General features: G+C 71.5%; 7 protein-coding genes and 1 pseudogene. 1 reads left to right on the forward strand and 7 read right to left on the reverse strand.

Annotated features, from left to right (window positions below; all coding sequences use genetic code 11):
• Position 1 precedes the first annotated feature (1 nt).
• The 7 genes from ACFV9J_RS15590 to ACFV9J_RS15620 all read right to left on the reverse strand — a co-directional run bounded on the left by ACFV9J_RS15590 (position 2) and on the right by ACFV9J_RS15620 (position 13,914).
• Positions 2-1,804 carry an ABC transporter permease subunit gene (locus ACFV9J_RS15590; protein ID WP_385354383.1) on the reverse strand — a complete coding sequence of 601 codons (1,803 nt, stop codon included), beginning with the start codon at positions 1,802-1,804 and terminating at the stop codon, positions 2-4.
• A gap of 3 nt (positions 1,805-1,807) precedes the next feature.
• Entirely contained in the window at positions 1,808-3,319 is a 1,512-nt protein-coding gene (locus ACFV9J_RS15595) for an ABC transporter substrate-binding protein (protein WP_385354385.1), read from the reverse strand.
• A gap of 108 nt (positions 3,320-3,427) precedes the next feature.
• Positions 3,428-3,982 (reverse strand): GNAT family N-acetyltransferase, encoded by a 555-nt coding sequence (locus ACFV9J_RS15600; protein WP_385354387.1) that lies wholly within the window; start codon positions 3,980-3,982, stop codon positions 3,428-3,430.
• Positions 3,983-4,042: 60 nt separating this feature from the next.
• A complete protein-coding gene (locus ACFV9J_RS15605) occupies positions 4,043-5,128 on the reverse strand; it encodes a DNA helicase (RefSeq protein ID WP_385354389.1) in 1,086 nt (361 codons plus the stop codon).
• Positions 5,125-6,987 carry a DrmB family protein gene (gene drmB / locus ACFV9J_RS15610; protein ID WP_385354391.1) on the reverse strand — a complete coding sequence of 621 codons (1,863 nt, stop codon included), beginning with the start codon at positions 6,985-6,987 and terminating at the stop codon, positions 5,125-5,127. The genes ACFV9J_RS15605 and drmB overlap by 4 nt, the downstream gene beginning before the upstream one ends.
• A complete protein-coding gene (locus ACFV9J_RS15615; protein WP_385354393.1) occupies positions 6,984-10,121 on the reverse strand; it encodes a helicase-related protein in 3,138 nt (1,045 codons plus the stop codon). Before ACFV9J_RS15615 ends, drmB begins: the two co-directional genes overlap by 4 nt.
• A gap of 103 nt (positions 10,122-10,224) precedes the next feature.
• Entirely contained in the window at positions 10,225-13,914 is a 3,690-nt protein-coding gene (locus ACFV9J_RS15620; protein WP_385354395.1) for a sigma-70 family RNA polymerase sigma factor, read from the reverse strand.
• A 218-nt stretch (positions 13,915-14,132) separates the two neighbouring features.
• Between ACFV9J_RS15620 and ACFV9J_RS15625 the strand changes: the two are divergent.
• Positions 14,133-20,434 (forward strand): annotated as a pseudogene (locus ACFV9J_RS15625) (protein kinase).
• Positions 20,435-20,447 lie beyond the last annotated feature (13 nt).

A 20,447-nucleotide genomic window follows, 5' to 3' on the forward strand; every position in this document is an offset into this window, starting at 1 on the left:
GTCACCGGACTCCGGCCGGTTCCTGCTCCGTCTCCGCCGGGGACCGCCGCTCGACGGCCGCCTCGGTCTCCCGAGGGGACGACCGGGTGGGCCGTAGGCGCAGCCCACCCGCCGCGCTGACGGCCAGCGCGCCGAGCAGGGCGAGTACGGCGGCGGGGGCGAGCACGGCCCAGGGGGCGCGCTCGGCATAGGGCTGGTTCTCGGCGAGGAGCAGCCCCCACTCGGGGGACGGCGGCTGGGCGCCGAGTCCGAGGAACCCGAGCGAGGCGAGGGCGAGGGCGACGCCGGGCAGCCGCAGCAGGGCGTGCCGGAGGACGGGCGGCACCACGGCGGGCAGCAACTCGTGCCGCAGCAGATGGACCGGCCCCGCGCCCAGCCCCTTGGTGGCGGTGATGTGCAGCGTGGCGCGCTCCTGCCGCAGCAGGGAGGAGGTGTGCGCGGCGAGCGGTGCCCAGGCGACGGCTCCCACGGCGAGCGCGGGGGTGGCCGTCCCGCTCCCGGCGACGGCGGTGACGAGCAGCGCGACGAGCACCGGCGGTACGGCGTTGACGGTGTCGACGAGGGGCGCGGAGACCCTGGGCACGAGCCCGAGCAGCAGGCCCACGAGCAGGGCGGCGGCACTGATGGCGGCGGCGAGGAACAGCGTGTCCAGTGCCCCGTGGCCGACGCGGGCGAGCAGGTCGCGCCCGAGGGCGTCGGTGCCGAAGGGATGGTCGAGGGAGGGCGCCCGCAGCCGCTGCCCCGTGTCGAGGACCAGCGGATCGCGGACGAGCCCGAACCCGACGAAGGCGAGCAGGAGGGCACCGTAGACAAGCGGCAGCACTCCCCCGGCGGGCGGGGTGGGCCGGTGCAGCGAGGACAGGGCGCCGTCCCGCAAGGCAGGCCCGGTGAGCAGCCGGGCGGCGCCGCGGGTGGCGCCGGTCGCGAGCGCGGCGAGCAGGACGAGGGCGAGGGTCCCGGCCTGGAGGACGGGAAGGTCCTGCGCGAGGGCGGCCTGAAGGGTGGTGCGCCCGAGCCCCGGGATATCGAAGACCTGTTCGACGGCGACGGCCCCACCGGTCAACCCGACGACGAACAACCCGAAATTGGGCAGCAGCGCGGGCACACACCGCCGCACGGCCTGACGGGCGATGGACCGCCCGGTCAGCCCACGCGCCGCGGCGGCCAGCGCCCACGGCTCCCCGAAGGCACCGGGCAGCAGATCGTCGAGCAGCCGCCCCAGCACGGCGCCCGCGGGCAGCCCGAGGGCGAGCGCGGGCAGCAGCGTCCACTGGGGCCCGTACCACCCCAGCGCGGGCAGCCACCCCAGCTGCACCCCGACGACGGTGGCGAGCACGGAGGCGACGAGGAACTCGGGCAGCGAGGCGAGTACGGCGGACAGGCTCCCGCCCCCGCGCCGCCCGCCGAGCCGCCGCCGGGCGCCGAGCCGCAGCGTGCGCGCGCAGATCACCCCGGCGGTGAGCACGGCGACGAGCAGCGCGACGCCCATGAGCAGCAGCGAGACACCGAGCGCCCGCGCGACGTCGGGCAGGACGTCCGCGCCGGAGATCCACGACCGCCCGGCGTCCCCGCGCACGAGCCCGCCCAGCCAGCCGGTGAGGACGTGCAGGGGCCCGCCGTCGATCCCGAGCTGCCGCCGGATGTCGGCGAGCACCTCGGGCGTGGGCTCGCGCTCGGCGGACCGCGCCTTGAGGACGGTGTACGCGGGGTCGGTGCGGGTGAGCCAGGGCAGCAGCCCGACCCCGCACACGAGCCCACCCGCGAGCACGACCCGCCAGGCCAGGGCGGCCACCCGCTGCAGCACGGGTCAGCGCCGGGTGCCGGTGCCGACGAGCGCGCGCTCGTACGGATCGAGGACGACGCCCTGTACGGAGTCGGCGACGCCGGTGATGATGCGCTGGTGCACGAGCGGCACGACGGCGTCGCTGCCGAGGATGCGTGCCTCGGCGGCCATGGCGGCGTCCTGGCGCTTCGCGGTGTCGGCGATCTTCTCGGCGTCGGCGACGGCACGGTCGACGCCCTTGTCGCACAGCTGGGCGATGTTGAAACCGCCGTCGCAGGTGTAGTCGCTGGCGAGGACGGCGACGGGGTCACCGGTGTCGAGCAGCGTGTTCCGTGCCAGCACGAAGGCGTCGAACTTCCCGTCCAGCGCGTCTCCTTCGAGCCGAGAGTACTCCCGCACGGTGAGCTTGACGGTGAACCCGGCCTTCTCCAGCTGCTGCTTGACCACCTGGGCGACCTCGGGCAGCTCGGGCCGGTTGTCGTAGGTGGCGAGGCTGATGGTGTCCCCGTCCCCGGGCTTCTTGGCCGCCGCCCGCCCGACGGGCGCGGTCCGCTTCCCGTCCGCCCAGGTGACGGCGGGCCCGTAGACACCGGCACCGGGATCGCCGTACCCCTCGTAGACATCCTTGGCGAACACGGAGGTGTCGAGCGCACCCCGGGCGGCGGCCCGCAGCCCGGCGTCCTTGAAGGTCCCGGAGGAGGCGTTGAGGAGCAGGCTGGTGGTCCGGGTGGTGGCGGTGTCGCGCCGGGTCTTCTCGTCCAGCGAGGCCGCCTGGGCGACGGGAACCGCCTCGGCGATGTCCAGCTCCCCGGTCCGCAGGGCGTTGGCACGGGCGGTGCCGTCGGCGATGAAGCGCGCGTCGATACCGGAGGCCTGCGCGCGGCCACCCCAGTAGTCGTCGAACCGGTCGAGGGAGGCGGAGGTGGCGCCGTTGACCTCGGTCAGCTCGAAGGGGCCGGTGGCGTGACCGACGGGGTCGACGCGGCTGCCCTTCCCGTAGGCGCCCTTGGACAGGATCGCGAGGCTGGGGCTGGAGAGCCGCAGCGGCAGCACGGGGTCGGGCTCGGCTGTGGTGATCCGGACGACCCGGTCGCCGCCCGCCTCGGCACTGAGGGTGACACCGGCGAGGGCGGCGGGCGCGGGCTCGGCGTCGGTGGCGTGCGTGAGGGACTCGGCCACGGCGGCGGGGGTCACCGCGCCCCCGTCCTGGAAGGTGGCGTCGCGCAGGCTGAACTCCCAGGTCTTGTCGCCGTCCCGCCGCCAGGACTCGGCGAGCGCGGGCGCGGCGGACCCGTTGGCGTCCAGCGAGGTGAGCCCCTCGGTGACCCCGAGCCGGCTGAGCAGGGTGGCGTCGGCGCCGTACGGCGACAGGTTCTCGGCGGGCGGGAAGGCGAGAGCGACGCGGAGACGGGCGCCGTCACCGCCGTTGCCGCCACCCGACGCGGAGTCGTCACCCCCTCCGGAGGCGAAGCAGCCGGCTATGAGCGGAGCGAGCAGGAGGGGGGCGAGCAGCCGGGAGCGGCGGTGAGAGCGCATGGTCCTCGGATCGATCAAGTCAGGTGCGGGCACCCGGATTTCGGGCACCGGGCGTCGGACGGGTGTGCGGCAGCGCACGGGGAGCCTACATGGAAACGATTTTCACGCCTACCTGGCCCCACGCCATCCCGCCATGGGCACCTCGAAGTGCACGATCCCCTGCCCGCCCCCGGCATCCTCCCGCTCGTCGTGCACCACCTTGGCCAACGACCGCCAGAAGGGCTCGGCCCCGGTGACGGCGGGGTCGGTGTGCAGATAGACGGCTCGATACCCCCCGTCGGCGACGGCGAACGCGAGCAACTCGTCGACGAGCCTCCGCGCCAGCCCACGCCGCCGATGTTCGGCCCGCACGTACACCCGCCGCAACTGCGCGGTCACCCCGGAGGGGAACCGCTCGGCGACGTGCACGGGGTTCGGGGGGTGCGCGGGCCCCCGGGAGTCGAGGGCCCCGGTACCGACGACGTCACCGTCGGCTGCGACGGCAACGATCAGGGTGTGCCGGGCGGGGCTGAGATACGCCCCGGCCGGATCGATCACATCGGCATGCCAGCGCGGAACGTACCCGGTACCGAAGTCGCGGTAGACGGTGTCAAGCATGACGGCTCGGGCGGCGTCCAGGTCGGCGGGGGTTGCCGGGCGGATGGTGTAGTCGGTGGTGCGCACTTGCACATCGTACGCATTAACTGGAAATGCGCGATCACCCTCCCACGGCTGGGACGACTGTCAGCCCCTCATCAGGTGTCCTCTTCCCACCTGGGCAAGCAGCGGCGGTTCCGCAGTCCCTTCGTAGCCGAGATGGAGTTCACGCCGGGCTCGGGTCGCGAGGACGTAGTAGGTCATGCGCAGAGCCGCCGAGGTCGGGTCGGTGGCCGCGTCCGTGTGGGTGTCCGGGACGACGACGGTGTCGAAGCCCAGGCCTTTGGCGCTGGCCCGGTGGACGATGACGATGCCGGGGCGGCCGAGGTCGAGATTGCGGTACTGGCCCCCTTTGGCGTCCGACGTGTACAGCTGGGGCTTCAGCCGAGGTGCCCGGCGCGAGAGGCTGCCCAGCAGGGAGAACTGGGTGTGCTTGGAATTGACGATCACCCCGATGGTGTCCCGGGGGTGCCGCTCGGCGAGCAGCGCCAGCAGGTCGGCCGCGCCCCGCTCGGGAAACCGGTGCAGCCGTGGCGGCGGGCCCTGCCGGTCGGGCAGGAGCGGCGTACCGGGTCCTGTGTGGAAATGAGCCGCGAAGGACGCGATCTGTTCCGTGTTGCGGTGGTTCCCGTCCAGGTCGTGGCGGCCACAGCGGCCGAGCCGACCGGCGATCTCGGCGAGGGTGGAGTGAGTGTCGGTGAGGCGCTGGCATTCGTCCGCGAACACCGTGACGCGGGCACCGAGCATGCGGCAGAGCCGGTAGAACTCGGGCGGCAGGTCCTGCCCCTCGTCGACAACCAGGGTGAGGTCCGGTACCGGTCCCGTGTCGGCTGCCCGGTCGAACAGTGCGCTCCAGTCGTACCAGCCGTCCGCGGTGGTCGGAGCCTTGCCGTCGTACCACTGGGCGAGCCAGGCATGTGCCGTGGTGACTCGTACACCCCGGTCGGTGGGGGCCAGTGCGTGGACCGTCGCGGCCAGCGACTGCCGCAGCAGGTTGGAGCGGGTGAGCAGTGCGACCGGCGGGCCGGTGAGGCTGAGCATGACGGCCCGTTGAGCCGCCAGGAGGCTCTTGCCGCTGCCCGGCGGGCCGCTGACCAGGTGGTTGCCGTCGAAGGGCAGGGCGTCGAGACCGGCCCGCTGGTCGAGGGTGAGGTCGAGGTAGGTGAGGGTCACGACTCATCCAACGCGTCTGCCGCAGCGGCCCGTGCGGCGGTGACGATCGGCTCCAGGTACCCGGGCACGTGCTCGCCGCCGACGACGAGGGTCCGGTCCAGGAGGGTGTTGCCGGTCTCGCAACTCGTCTCCGGCAGGAGTGCGCAGGCGTGGCAGGCCGCGCGGTTGAGGTTGCCGAAGCCCTGGCCCGTGTGTTCCGAACACAGCGGGTCGGCGGAACACCAGGCGGCGGCCTCCGTCATGCGCAGCAGTGTCTCCGCGAGCCGTGGGGGCTCGCCCTGGCGTACGAGTCCGCCGAGAGTGCCCTCGGCGTCCCCGGCAGCGGTGTAGACGAGGATGCCGTACTGGTCCTGCTCGGGACGGGCGTAGACGCGTTCGCGCAAACTTGCGGTGGTGTAGCCGGATTCGAAGGAGAGCTGGCGGATCAGCAGGTGCGCGAGCGTGTGCAGGAGGACGAACCGGGGGGCGAGTTCGGGCCCCGTGAGGGCTTCCAGCCGGTCCCGCTGGAAGGAGCGGTCCAGGTCGGCCCGCATACCCCTGACGCGCTTGCGTACCTCCCCGTCCGCCTCCCAGCCGGCGAGTTCGGCCGGATTCAGACCGAGGAAGATCCCCTCTCCGAACACCTCGACGGCTGGCAACCACTTGAGCCGACGCGCGGTGTCGGCCGGTACCACCGTCGCGTCCGGGGAGACCCTCGTGAAGCCGGACAGCGCGCGCACCTCGCGGAGCCGGTCGGCGAGGACGATCCTGCCGAAGCGGCGGTCGAGCGCCGCCCAGGGGTCGGCGCTCTCGCCCGCCAGGCCGAGAGTGGTCTCGCGCAACGCGAAGTCCCGGGTGGCGGGCGGTGTCGGCGCGGTGAAGGCGGCCCACTCCTCACGGCTGAGGTCGGGGCGGGCCGGACCGGTCTGCGGGCCGGACGACGGCGCTCCTGGGTAAGGCGGAGTCTCCCCCGTCTCCTCCGCGATGAGTGCGTCCAGGAGGGCGTCGTCGGCGCCGGTGTCCTCCTGGATCATCGTGCGGAACGCTGCGGCTCGCGGTGTCGCGGCCACCCGGCACAGGGGGACCCACAGGTCGTGCTCCCGCACCTTGGCCACGACGGCCTCGTCGCCGTGGGCAGCAGGTGCGTCGCTCTCGGGGATGTCGAGGGCCGAGTGCACGATCGGGTAGTACAGATTTCCGGCCGTGCGTTGCACGATCTGCACCGGTCGGGGGCAATCCACCCGTTCGTTCGCCCGCTGCCACGGGTTGCGTCCCGAGCAGCGCATCCCGTGGGTTCCGAGGATGTCGAGCAGGTCCCGGGACGCGCCGCAGCCTTTGGCGGTGCAGGTCACGGACAGCGCCTCGAGGCCGGAGGCCCGTTCCGAGACCAGGAACCTCAGCCGGTCCCGCTCCTCACAACGCCGCCGTTCACCGGGGTCGCGCCGCGAGTGGGCCCAGAACCACCAGTCGACGTCGCTGAGGTGTCCGGCCTGGCAGATCTGTACGAACCGCATGGGCGCCAGTGTCCGGGCCGGTGAGCAGGAGGGGCAGCGCGGCGGCTGACCGGGCTTCTCGTCGGCGATCCGCCAGCGCTTCATCCGTCGGCAGGACCCGCAGAACAGCCAGGACGGGAAGCGGATGTACGGCGCTCCGGGTGCGTCCGGGACGTCGAAGCGGTCGTTCGCGGTCGCCGGGGCGGCGTAGAACCCGGTGATGCCCAGGCGGGAGGCGAGACGGACGGACTCGACCCGCTGCCTCCCCCTGGGGGGCCAGTCTCCGATGCCGGTGGCGACGAAGGACTCACCCTGGATGTCGAAGACCGCTCCGACGCCGAACGGCACCACCGTCTGCGACTGCCGTACCCGCAGTGTGCGGCTCACAGGTCCGCTCCCTTCACCGTCACCTGGCACTCCCGGTCCACGTTGCGCATGGAGTTCGGTGTCTCCCAGAGGCCGTAGTTCTGTTCGAAGCTCTTGATCAGGTTGGACTGGCCCTTGCCCTGGCTGCGGTAGTACAGCTCGCGGCCGTCCTTGTGGGCCTGCCGGGCCGCGTCCTCCCAGTCGGTGATCAGGCCCGCGAGCTGCGCCCGCACCTCGTCGCCGACGCCGGGTTCGGCGGCCACGGCACGCGCGGTCAGCTCATCGGCAAGCACTTCCACCTCGGAGATGCGGTCCAGGATTTGCCCGGCCTGGTTCTCGGCGGCGAGCCCGAGCCGGTGCCGGACGAGGACGACCAGCGCGGCGTGCAGGGCCCGTCGGCGGGAGGGCACCGACCAGGGGGTGACACTGGTGGGTTCCACCTGCCGGTACAAGGACCGGTGGTACACGTCGAAGGTCTCGTAGTGCGAACGGTCCCTGGGGCGGGTGGCATTGAAGAACGTCACGACGAGGCCGGGCACGGTGTGCCGGCCCACGCGGCTGGTGGCCTGGATGTACTCGGCGGTCGTCTTCGGCTGCCCCTGCATCAGCATCAGCGCGAGCCTCTTGACGTCCACGCCGACGGACAGCATGTTCGTGCAGGGCAGGAAGGACACCGACTGCGGGTCGTCCCAGCCCTTCTCCAATCGGTCCAGTAGTACGGGCTGTTCAGCTCGCGGAAGGTTGCTGGTCAGTTCCTGCACCTGGTGGTCCGGCAGAGCCCGAACCGCGTTGCCGGTGTCGAGTCCGGCGAGCTGGGCGGGGATGTCGTCGGCCGCGGCCGTGACCGTGCGGCCGAGCTCCCGCAGGCTGTGGTGGTAGGCGACCAGCGTCCAGTAGGCGTCCCGGTGTTCCAGGGGGAGTTCCCACGCCCCTTGGAGCAGCGCGGCGGCGGTGGCCACGGCGGCACGGCCGGCCGTGTGTCCCTGGGCCATGACGCCGAGGTAGCGGCGGCCGGGCCTGGAGGTGTCGGGTTCGGCGAAGTAGGAGTGGCGGGCGTCGAGGCCGGCCGGCGGGAAGAGCTGGACGCTGCCGCCGTACAGGGCGCGGACCTGCTCCCCGGAGCGGCGGATGGTGGCGGTGGAAGCCACGACCTTGGGGCCGGTGCCGTCGGGCCCGACACACAGCCCGAGGACGGCGGACTCGTACAGTCCGACGGTGGTGCCCAGCGGGCCGGTGAGCAGGTGCAGTTCGTCCTGGATGACGAGCGAGGGAGGCAGGTTTCCCGCGCCGGCGCCGCTCCGCGCGCCGAAGAGCCGGCCCGCCCGCGGTTCCCAGGCCAGCCGGGCGAACTTGTCCACGGTCCCCAGGACGAACGTCGGCGGCTGGTCGTAGAGGTGCTCGTCCACGACGGCGACGGGCAGTTCGTCGTGGAAGACGCACTCACGCCGCGGGCAGAAGAAGGCGAAGGAGTCGGCCGTCGCGCGCACCCCGTAGTCGCCCGCGTCGCGTGACTTGTGCGCGGGCAGGATGCGCGTACCGCACCAGGGGCAGCGGTCGAGGATGAAGACGTCGTCGGGCTGGGCGGCCTGGCGCGCGTTCTCGTAGGCGGTGCGGGCTCTGTCGTACGTGTTCGGGGTGGTGGTCTCGCCCACCCACAGACCGATGGAGAACGGTTCGCTTCCGTACACGTGCGGTTCGGCCCGGCGCAGCGTCTCGAGAGCGCAGACGGTGGTGGCGGCGCGCTGGAACTGCTGGGTGGTGAGCAGGCTGAGTGTGTAGCGGCTGAGTACGGCCGTGCCGCCGCCGCCCGGTTCGCGTCGCCGCAGCACCATGGCGAAGGCGGCCAGCAGCAGGTACGCCTCGGTCTTGCCACCGCCGGTCGGAAACCAGATCAGGTCGGTCACTGCTCGGTCCGGGTGCCCCGGATCGGCCGTGCCGTCCACGGCGAGCAGGAAGAACGCCAGCTGGAACGGGCGCCAGGTGGCCCCCTGGTACGGCTCCGGGTCCGGCGGTACTGCCTCACCGGGCGAGCGCCGGGTACCCGCGAGATCGGCCGCGGAGTGGCGCATCTGCAGCGCCATGGCGCGGTTGGCGGTGCGGAAGGCGTGCAGCAGTTCGGGGCGGCGCGGGTCGCAGAGGGTGCGGACACCCGACTCGATGCGGGTGACGGCCGCGCCGATACGGTCGAGGATGCGGGCGGCGGCATCGCGTCCCCATTCGGGAACGTCCTCGTTCAGCTGCCCCACGTACCAGGCCCGGTAGTGCGCGGCGAACTCGGCCAGCTCCTCTCTCAGTTGGCCGACCGATACGGCCGGGTCGCCGAGGTGCAGGAGATCGAGCACGGGGGACCCGCTGAGCCCCGCGGCCCGTACGCCGGTGACCTCGGCCTCCGGCATAACAGCCGCGCTCAGCTCGGTCACCTGCTCCCCGGCGTCGTCGCGCCGTTCCGTCACCGCGCATCCGTGGCCGACGGCATGGGTGCGGACGTGGCGGTACTGGAGGCGGAGTTCCTGCTCTTCCGGATCGCGGCTCGCCAGTCGAACGCTGGGGTACTGGAGCACCCTGCCGTCCACGGGCCGGGCCCGCAGCTCCACCTGGAACAGCATCCGGTCCCAGTGGGCTGACTTGCCGAGTCCGGGCTCGTGACGGGCGCAGTTCACCAGGGCGACGGTGATGAGTTTGCCGGTGCCGAACGCCCGGTGCCGAACGCGGATTTCGGCCCGGCCGTCCAGGACCGTGACCTGATCGCGATCGGGCGTGAGTCGGTGCGTCCCGGCCGGCAGTGGGACCCGCTGCCAGCTACGGCCCCGCTCGCTCGTGCCGGCCCGGGTCTCGTACCGCGCGGCGGAGCAGTCGACCTCCAAGGTGTCCGCATCGGTGTAGAAGCTGAACCCGAGGGAGGAGGGCAGCCACGAGTTGGACTCGGGGACGGGGTCGGAGGCCGGCGCGGTGTCCTCCGCCCGGGTCTCCGTACCGGCACCATCCAGTTCCTCGGCGGCCACTTCCAACTGACGCTGGAGATCGGCTTCCTGCGGATAGAGGGTCCCCATGAGGTACTGCCGGTCGGGCGGGGCGTCGAGTGTCTCGTGTTCGCCTTCGGCCGGGCCGACGAGCTGCCGCCGGAGGTAAGAGACGAGTTCCTGTCGGGGGTCCATGTCATTCCTGGGGGTGTGTCGAGTCCGTGGGGTGATCGGACGAAGCGAAGGTGAGGGTGGCAGGCGGGGCGGAGGGTGGCGACGCCGCACGGGCGGCGACGACTCAGGTACGGCGCCAGCGGTCCCGGATCGAGGTGCGGCCCGCAGCCGCCTCCTGCGCCGCCGCCAGCTGCCCCTGCGCGTGGCCGAGTTGTGTTCGCAGATCACTGAGCTGGGTCTGCAGGTCGCTGAGTTGTGTCTCCAGATCGGTGCAGCGCAGCCAGGCGTTGTGCTCGCTCTGCGCGATCCGCTGGGTCGCCTCCTGCTCGGCCTCCTCTGCGCGCCGGCGGGCCGCCTGGACGAACAGGTCCCGCTGAGCGACCGCCGCCTCGGCGTCCCGCAGTCGCGCCTCGGTCTCGGCGACACGCAACTGCGCGCCCTGGCGGTACTCCTCCAGTGCCGACTTCGCGGTCCGCTCCCGCAGTTCGGCGGCTCTCTCTGCCGCCCGCAGCCGGGTCCCCAGCTCGGCGGCCCACGCACCGGCGGCGCGCTCCCGCTCGACAGCGACCGTCTCGGCGTCCCTCAGGCGGGACTCCAGCTCCCTGATCCGGGCCTCCGCGCCCTCGCGGTAGTCGTACAGCCGCCGCTCCAGATCTTGCGCCCGCTGCTCCCCGTCCGACGCGTCAACGGCGGCCTCCTCCGCGAGTTCGGCCCTGCGCACCAACGCCGCGCGGGCCTCGCGATGCCGTTCCTCCAGCTCCGCGACGCGCGCCTCTGACTGGCGCCGCACGTATGCCGCATGCCGTTCCCGTGCCCGGTCGGCGCGGTGCAGCAGCTCCTCTTCGAGCGCGTCGAGCTGTCTCTCGGCCTCCGCGCGGACGGCCGCCACCCGCTCGTCGGCGGCGTCGCGAACCGCGCCCAGCCGTTGCTCGTGTTTCTGCGCGAGCGCCGCGAGTGCCGCCTCGTGCTGGGCGCGGGCGTCGGGGGCGGAGTCGGGGGCGGAGTCGGGGTTTGCGTCGACGGCGGCGTCGGGTTTGGTTTCGGTCTGCGCTTTGGCTTCGGCCGTGGCTTCGACAGGTGAGGAGCCGACTACGACCGGCGCCTGACCTCCCGAACCGGATTCTGCCGAGGAGAAGGTTGCCGGCCGTCCGGCGACGAACTCCCGCAAGGCCTCACGGACCGCGGCTCGCGACTCGGCCCGCACTAGTGGCTTCGAGGCCAGGTAGGTCCGGGGAGTCGCCCCGGCCAGCGCGGCGACAGGCCGCTCGAAGAAGTGCTCGGGTCGCAAACCTGCGTCCTTGACGGCGTCAAGGACCGTCTTGAGGACTTCGAGCGCCTCCATCACGGGCCGGTCGAGCATCCCCTGTTGCCGCGCGGACCGCACAACGGCATCCGTCACGGAAGGTCCCAGCAGTACGGTCAACTGCAGATGCCCGAGAGCCAGCAGCGCGTACTCGGCGAGCCATCCGACTCCCCCGCCCATAGGCGGCTGCGTCAGGGTCAGGGCCTTGTCCCAGTCGGCGGTAGTCTGCGGCGCAGCCGGGGCGTTGCCCTCCCCCACGACCGGCGCAGGCTCGGCCTTGTCGGCTCCGCTCACCGATTCCTGAGCCTGGCCGAAAACGCGCGCCGGTCCCGGCTGTTCCACCGCCCGATCACCGGAGGACGCCGCGGCGAGCAGCTCCCGCAGGCTGTCGCGCACGGCCAGTCGCGACTCACGGTTCACCAGCGGCCTGGCCGCGAGATAGCCACGGGGCGTAGCCCCTCGCAGGCATTCGGAGGGGCGGTCGAAGAAGTCCTCCGGTCGCTGTCCGACTTCCACCAGGGCGTCAAACACCCGGCGCAGCACCTCCAGAGCGGTCAGCACCGGACGCGGCAGACGTCCGTTCCCTGGGGCGTCTCGCACCACCAAGTCGGTGGCCGGCTGCCCCAACAGCGCGGCCAAACCCTCGTCTCCCAGCGCTGCCCGCGCGTACTCGGCGAGCCACGAGACCTGGTCGACGGGTGCTCCCGCCATCCGGCAGGCGCGTTCCCAGTCGGCGGTGATCGTTGTCGAAGGTCCGGCTTCAGCGACTTCCCCGGCTTCAACGTCTTCCTCGACCTCTGCGGCAACCTCGTACCGGCCGCTTCGCTCGACGATTGCGGTCGACATGTCGGCAGCTTCCCCCCTCTCCCCCATCACCGGGGTCTTCGGCAAGGCCTCCCCCACGGGCTCGTTGTCCGCCAGCCGTTCCTGCTGCTGTTCCCGCTCCCGTCTCACCCGGGCCAGGCGTTCCGCTCTGACCTTGCGGAGGGCGAACCGAGCTCGGGCCGTGCGGGCCGCGTGGGTGGCACGGACGTACCGTGCCGCCCTCTTGGCCGCGGCCGCCTTCTCCGCGGCGCGCTCCGCCTCCTCGCACCGGGCGTCCAGACCGACGAGACCCGCCGCGAGCACCCGCTCCCGCAGCAGAGGACGCGTCTTGACCTCGATCTGCCGGATCCGCTCCCGTGTGACGCCGAACTCGCGTCCGAGGTCGTCCAGCGTCGAGGGTTCGTCCCCGTCCAGGCCGAGCCGCCGCACGAGAATCCGCGCCTCGCGCTCGGTGAACGTGTCGACCACGTCCATGACGGCCTCGGCGAACAGGGCACCGATCACCTGCCGGTCGACCGAAGGCAGGAGGTGCGTCCGCGCCACGAAGTCCCCCAGGGTCGCGCCGTCACCGATGACGCGGTCCAGGGAGTCGGTGCGACGGGTGAGGCGGCGGATCTCCTCCACCTTCTGCAGGGTCATGTCGCACCGCACCGCGACGTCGGCCGCGCTCGCGTACCGTCCCTCGGCGGCCAGACTGCGCTCGGCCCTGGCCACCTTGCGCATCTGTTCGTGCATGTGCACGGGGATCCGGATCAACGCGCCCTCGTCCGCGATGGCCCGGGTGATGGACTGCCGGATCCACCAGGTGGCATAGGTGGAGAACTTGTTGCCCATGGTCGGGTCGAACTTCCGCGTGGCCCGCATCAACCCGAGTACGCCGTGCTGCACCAGGTCGTCGTAATCGAGCCCCTGTTCCAGATGCGGACGCACCAGGGAGTGCACGAGCCGCACATTGTGAAGGACCAGACAGTCGCGGGCCCGAACTCGGACGTCATCGCGCGGTAGCGCCTTGAGTTCCTCCTCGCCGGGCTCCTGCGCGATACGTTCCACCCCACCCCGCAGGAGTGCGGTCAGCCCCACCTCGGCCTCTGCGCTCAACAGCCGCCTATGTGCGTTGCGTTCGAACCGGTCGGTTTCCAGCACCGCCCGGGCGGCCGCCACTGCTCCGGCAAGGTCGCCCTCCGGCGCGACGGCGGCCTCGTCGGCCAACGGCGTCGCATCGGTTTCCCGGAGCTCTTCGGACGTCCTCGCGTCCCCTGTCGCGTCAGCGTCCGCGGCATCCGCAACGGGTCGCACGTCGACCCCTGCCCGCAGCGCCGCAGCCTCGCGGACATCAAGCCCCGCCAGTCGGATCACGCCCTCGACGACCCGGGACGACAGGGCTCCATCGCCGTCCCTATAGCGGGAGAGCAGCGTCTGAGCGACCAACACACGCGAGGTCACATTTTCTTCACCTACGCATACAACCTTTTCACTATCAGGCGAGTCGACCTCCACGTGCATATGCAATTCCCGCACCAGGAGGCCCATCCGAGCCAGCTCGGCACGCAACCGAGCCCGTTCGGCGTCACTCAGGCCGAGCGCGTGCGCCTCCTGGGCGAACGCCTGCTCCGGCACCACCCCGCCGGCCACGACAAGCCGCAGCCGCTTGAGCAGCTCGCTCAGCGCGGCCGTCGACACGGGCATGCCGGACTCCCTCACCATGCGGTGCCTCACCATCTCCACTCCCTGAACGCAAGCGAGTGTACTGCGATGTGTTGACAACATCAACGTGTTGACGACGTAACTCTTGTGTACGGATCACTCGCTGCGTCACCTGAAACGACGTCAACAGGGCGCGAAGTGTGGAGGAAGGCACGTCGGTTCCCTGATGGAACGACGAGGCCAGGATTGAGGAGGCGGCCATGGGCCACGAGCTGATCGACGACAGATTCCGCACCGGACAGGTCATCGGCAAGGGCAACATGGGGGAGGTTCACCGGGCCGAGGACCTTCAGGCGCTGGAGGGCGACCCCGGGCGTTCGGTCGCCGTGAAGACGATCCTGCGCAGCCGCACGGGCGCCCTGATCGACACCGCCACGGACACGAAGGCGGTGGAGCGCTTCGCGCGCGAGGTCCGCATCATGCGTCGGCTCGAGCACCCGAACCTCACACGACTCGTCGCGGGCGGGGTAGCCAGGGACAGCGGACTGCCGTACCTGGTGATGGAGTTCCTGGACGGTGAGACGCTGCGCGATCTCGTCGAGGAGGAGCACCAGCTGCCCCTGTCGTGGGTGGCCGCGATCGGCGCGCAGATCGCCGACGGTCTCGCCGCTGCCCACGCTGCAGACGTGGTGCACCGCGACCTCAAGCCCGCGAACGTGATGCTGACCCGTGGCGGAACCGTCAAGGTCCTGGACTTCGGCATGGGCCGCATCGTCGACGACCCCGACGTGACTCGGCTGACCAGCACCGGTGTCAGCGTCGGCACGGCCCGCTACATGGCCCCGGAGCAGTTCGAGGCCCGCCAGGTCACCCAGGCCGCCGACCTGTACGCGCTCGGCTGTGTGCTGTACGAAATGCTCGTCGGTACACCTCCCTTCGTCAGCGAGTCACCGTTCGAGCTGGCCCGCAAGCACCTCGAGGCCGAGCCGACTCCCCTCGGCGTCATCCGTACCGAAATCCCCTCCGAACTGATCCGTCTCGTCGGCCGGCTACTGGCGAAGGACCCGTCCGACCGTCCCACGACCGCCGCGGAAGTCCGTGACGCCCTGCGCCCACTGACGCTACGGGGCGCGGACGCTCCGCAGCTCCCCCACTGGAGCGCCCTCGACCCGACACGGCCGCTGGCAGCCGTCGCCGCGCGTGCCGCCGTCGCTCCACGCACGCCTGCCCTGCGGCCTGCGCCCGTCACCGCCTCCGGCACGGCGATGGACGTCTTCGGCGTGCACCGCTCCCTGATCAGGGACTACCGCGACTTCACCGAGGGCGGCACCGTCATCCGGGACGATCGCGTCGCGGCGTTCGTGGAGAAGGATCTCGACAACAGGTCGCAGTGGCCGGACCCGTGGCTGTCCCTCAACCCGTTCTTCCAGAGTGGCGGCACCGTTGCCGAACTGGTCGGCGACCAGGTCATCCACCCGGAATGTGCCCGCATCTTCCAGGCCGGCAAGACTGAGGGCGGCACGGTTGCGGACGGCCGGCCGCTCACGCTCCACCGCCACCAGCGCGAGGCCGTCGACGCCGCCGCGCTCGGCGCATCGTACGTGCTGACGACGGGCACCGGCTCCGGCAAGTCGCTGTCGTACATCGTCCCGATCGTGAACCGGGTCCTGCACGAGCGGGACGCCGAAGGCCCACAAGCCGTCAAACGGGTGCGCGCCATCATCGTGTACCCGATGAACGCGCTGGCGAACAGTCAGCTCAAAGAGCTGGAGAAGTACCTGCGCGACGGCTACGGCCAGGGTCACGAACCGGTCACCTTCGCCCGCTACACGGGCCAGGAGGACGACGAGAAGCGCCGCGAGATCCGCGGCAACCCGCCCGACATCCTGCTCACCAACTACGTGATGCTGGAGCTGATGCTGACCCGGCCCGCCGACCGGGCCAGCCTCATCAAGATGGCCAGGGGCCTGGAGTTCCTGGTCTTCGACGAGCTGCACACCTACCGCGGCCGGCAGGGCGCCGACGTGGCCCTGCTCATCCGCCGGGTCCGCGAGGCCTGCCAGGCACCCGGTGTGCAGTGCATCGGCACCTCGGCCACCATGTCGACCGAGGGCACCCTCGAAGATCAGAAGAAGGTCGTCGCCGGTATGGCGAGCAGGCTGTTCGGCACGACGGTCAGGCCCGAACACGTCATCGGCGAAACCCTGGTCCGCGCCACCGACGAAGCACCGGAATCTCTTCCCTCCGAGCGCCTGACCTCACCGGCCGCTCCGCGTGCGTATGCCGACCTCGTGCGGGACCCCTTGGGCCGCTGGATCGAGACCCGCTTCGGTTTGGCCACCGACGAGGTGACGGGCCGCCTGGTGCGGCGGCGGCCGACCACGCTGGACGCGGCGGCTGCCGAGCTGTCGGAGCAGTCGGGGGTCGCCAAGGAGGACTGTGCGAAGGCTGTCGAGGCGACCCTCGAAGCCGGCTCGCAGGCCCGGCACCCGGTCACCGACCGACCGCTGTTCGCCTTCCGCCTGCACCAGTTCCTCTCCAAGGGGGACACCGTGTACGTCACCCTGGAGCACAAGCTCTCGCGCCATCTGACCCGTTCCTACCAGCTGGAGCAGCCGGGCAGCGGCGGCAAGCTGCTGATGCCGTTGGCTTTCTGCCGGGAGTGCGGCCAGGAGTACCTGACCGTCTGGCGTGACGAGAAGGACGGCGAGGTCCGCTACGGGGCCCGCCGTGACACCTCGGCGACCGGTGGACGGCAGGGCGACGGCTACCTCTTCATCGACCCGGAGCGGGCCTGGCCGTCCAGCGTCCAGTACGCCGTCGACGACCGCCGCCTGCCGGAGTCCTGGCTGGAGCTGGACGAGAGGGGCCAGGAGGTCCTCAAGAAGACGTACCGCGACCGGGTACCGCGCGCCGTCGCCGTGGACCCGCTCGGTTACGAGGGCCGAGGCGAGCTGCAGGCCGCCTTCATTCCGTCGCCGTTCCTGTTCTGCCTGCACTGCGGTGTGGCCTACGAGCAGACACGCGGCCGGGACTTCGCCAAGCTCGCCACGCTGGACCAGGAGGGCCGTTCCTCCGCGACCTCCCTGATCTCAGCCTCCGTGGTGCGGTCGCTGAAGTCGGTTCCCGAGGGGGCTCTGCACAAGGAGGCACGCAAGCTCCTGACCTTCGTCGACAACCGTCAGGACGCTTCTCTCCAGGCCGGTCACTTCAACGACTTCGTGCAGATCGCCCAGTTGCGCGGAGCCCTCTTCCGCGCGGCACTGGACGTGGGCGAGGACGGCCTCACCCACGAGGAACTGGCCTCGGCGGTGACGAACGCGCTCGCGATCGGCCCCGCTGACTACACCGGAGACGCCGACCAGCCCCCGACACTCGCCAAGGCCGCGGCCAAGACACTGCGCGACGTGGTCGCGTTCCGGCTGTACCTCGACCTGGAACGCGGCTGGCGCATCACCATGCCGAACCTGGAGCAGACGGGCCTGCTGGAGATCGACTACGCGGACCTGCACTGGGTGGCGGAGAAGCAGGACCGGTGGGCGCACACCCACACGGCACTGCGGGACGCCGACCCGGCCCTGCGGGCAGAGATCACCAAGGCGCTGCTGAACGAGATGCGCCGCTCCCTCGCCATCGAGTGGCCTACTTCCGCGACGACTTCGACGCGTTGCAGCGGGCCAGCGAGGAACGGCTGGTGGATCCGTGGGTGCTGTCGGCCTCCGACCGGCCCAACGTCGGCACCGCCTACCCGCACCCGTCGACCGGCCGGGGGCTGAACCGCTCCGGCCTGTTCCTCTCCGCACGCGGCAAGTTCGGCAAGTACCTCAGGCGCTCCGACCGGTCATTCAGGAATCTCTCCCCCGAGGACCTGCAACTCGTCATCGCCGAGCTGCTCAAGGTTCTGGCGGCGAACGGCCTGGTGAAGGAGGTGCCCGAGGCCCCGCAGCGGGCGGGCGGCCGCTACCGCCGGCCCACCGCGGAGGCCCGGACGGGATACCGGGTGGCGGCCCAGTCGCTGGTCTGGCGGTCCGGCAAGGGCGAGATGGGCGCGCACGACCCGTTGACGCGCACCTACCCCAGCGGTGACGGCCCGCGGGTGAACACGTTCTTCCGCGACCTGTACAAGGAGGCGGCGAGCGCACTGTCCGGCATGTTCGCGCGCGAACACACGGCACAGGTCGCGCCCGAGGAGCGGGAGCGGCGCGAGGAGGCGTTCCGCAAGGCGGAGCTGGAGCTGCTGTTCTGCTCCCCCACCATGGAGCTGGGCGTCGACATCTCCTCCCTCAACGCGGTGATGATGCGCAACGTCCCGCCCACTCCCGCCAACTACGCCCAGCGTTCCGGCCGTGCGGGCCGCAGCGGCCAGCCGGCGTTGGTGACGACGTACTGCGCGACGGGCAACAGCCACGACCAGTACTACTTCCGCCGCTCGGAGCGGATGGTGGCGGGCGCGGTGGCCCCGCCCCGTCTGGACCTCGCCAACGAGGACCTGGTCCTCTCGCACCTGCAGGGCATATGGATCGCGGAAGCCGGCCTGAAGCTGGGCCGCGCGATACCCGAGATCCTGGACGTGTCGTACCCGGACACCGGTGACCGCCCGAACCCCGCTCTGGGGCTGCTGCCCGACATCCTCGACGCCTCCCTGGACGAGAGCGCCCAGGACCGCACGGTGGACGCGGCACTGCGAGTGCTCGGCCCGCTGCTGCCGGCATTCGCAGCCGACACGACGTGGTGGCACGACGACTGGATCCAGGACCGCGTCCGCACAGTGCCCCAGAGGTTCGATCAGGCCTTCGACCGGTGGCGCCAACTCTTCCGCGCCGCGCTCGACGACCAGTACATCCAAAACAGGCGACGCCTGGACTACAGCCTCACGGAGCTCGACCGCAACCGTGCCAACGCACGGCGCCGCGAGGCGGAGACACAGCTCAACCTGCTCATGAACGAGAGCGTCGACAGCAAGTCGGTGTTGTCGGACTTCAACCCCTACCGCTACCTCGCCTCCGAGGGCTTCCTGCCCGGTTACAGCTTCCCCCGCCTGCCGCTGGCCGCGTACATCCCGACGGTCGGCCGCCGCCGCGGCGAGGGCGACTACCTCCAGCGCCCCCGATTCCTGGCCATCCGTGAGTTCGGCCCCGGCGCGCTCATCTACCACGAGGGTGCCCGCTACCAGGTGACCCGCATCCAGCTCCCGCCGGACTCGTCCGGCGACCTGGCGACCAGTGAGGCCCGCCGCTGCGCGCACTGCGGCTACCACCACGACCCGGCCGAACGCCAGGACCGTTGCCACATGTGCGACGAGCCGCTCGGCGCGGCGACCCACGGGCTGCTCCAGCTGCACACCGTGTACACCACGCGCCGGGAACGGATCTCCTCCGACGAGGAGGAGCGCCGCCGGGCCGGCTACCGCATGGAGACGTCGTACCGCTTCCAGGACCACGGCGCCCGCAAGGGCCGCCTCAACGCGGCCGTCACCGACAGCGGGCGCGTCCCGCTGGCCGACCTGGCGTACGGCGACTCGGCGACCGTCCGGATCACCAACCTGGGCCGGGTCCGCGCCAAGAAGGACGAGCCGGCGGGCTACTGGCTCGACCTCGCCGACGGCCGCTGGATGAACGACAAGGACGCCGCCGAGGCCTCCGGTGACTCCAGCGAGCTGCCGACGGTCGAGGAGGACGGCAAGGAGCGGCGCCGCAAGAAGCGCGTCATCCCGTACGTGGAGGACCGCCGCAACATCCTCGTCCTCACCCTCGACGAGGCTCTGCCCGAGCCGGAGGCGGTGTCCCTGATGTACGCGCTGGAGCGGGGCATCGAGGCCGCGTTCGAGTTGGAGGACGCCGAGCTGTCCAGCGAACTGCTGCCGCCGGACGGCGGACCGCGGGGCCGGTTCCTGTTCATGGAGGCCGCCGAGGGCGGCGCGGGCGTACTCCGCCGCCTCCAGGCGGAGCCGGACGCGCTGGCCAAGGCAGCCCAGTACGCGCTGTCGATCTGCCACTTCGACGACGAGGGCACCGACTTGGGCGGCCCGCACCCGGACCGACCGTGCGCACTCGGCTGCTACGAGTGCCTGCTGACCTACGGCAACCAGCTCGACCACGCCCAGATCAACCGCCATGCCGCCCGGCATCTGTTGGTGCGCCTCGCCTCGGCGACGGCGGAGCGCGAGGCACGCGGTGAGTCGCGGTCGGAGCAGTTCCGCCGACTGCTCGACCAGGCCCCGGCGGCACCGACCCCGGTAGAGACGTCGGCCGCCTCCGACCTCGCCGCCCAGGGCGATTTCCTTGGCTGGGCGAAGGCACGGGGACTGCACCTGCCAGACGAGGCGACGCCGTTCCTCACCGAGGCGAACGCACGGCCCGACTTCGTGTACCGGCTGCCCGGCGGAAACGTGGCCGTCTTCGTCGACGCCCCCGGCCAGGAACAGGACACCCTGCGCGACGAAGACGCCGAGGACCGGTTGTTCAACGCCAGTTGGGACGTCGTCCGCTTCGGCCACGACGCCGACTGGGACGCAATCGCCGCAGCGAACGTCCGCTACTTCGGCGCCCCTGCCGCCAACTGATCACCTTCACCGA

Origin of the sequence: Streptomyces sp. NPDC059906 (genome assembly GCF_042730645.1) — a bacterium.
Classification (GTDB): Bacteria; Actinomycetota; Actinomycetes; order Streptomycetales; family Streptomycetaceae; genus Streptomyces; species Streptomyces rubrogriseus.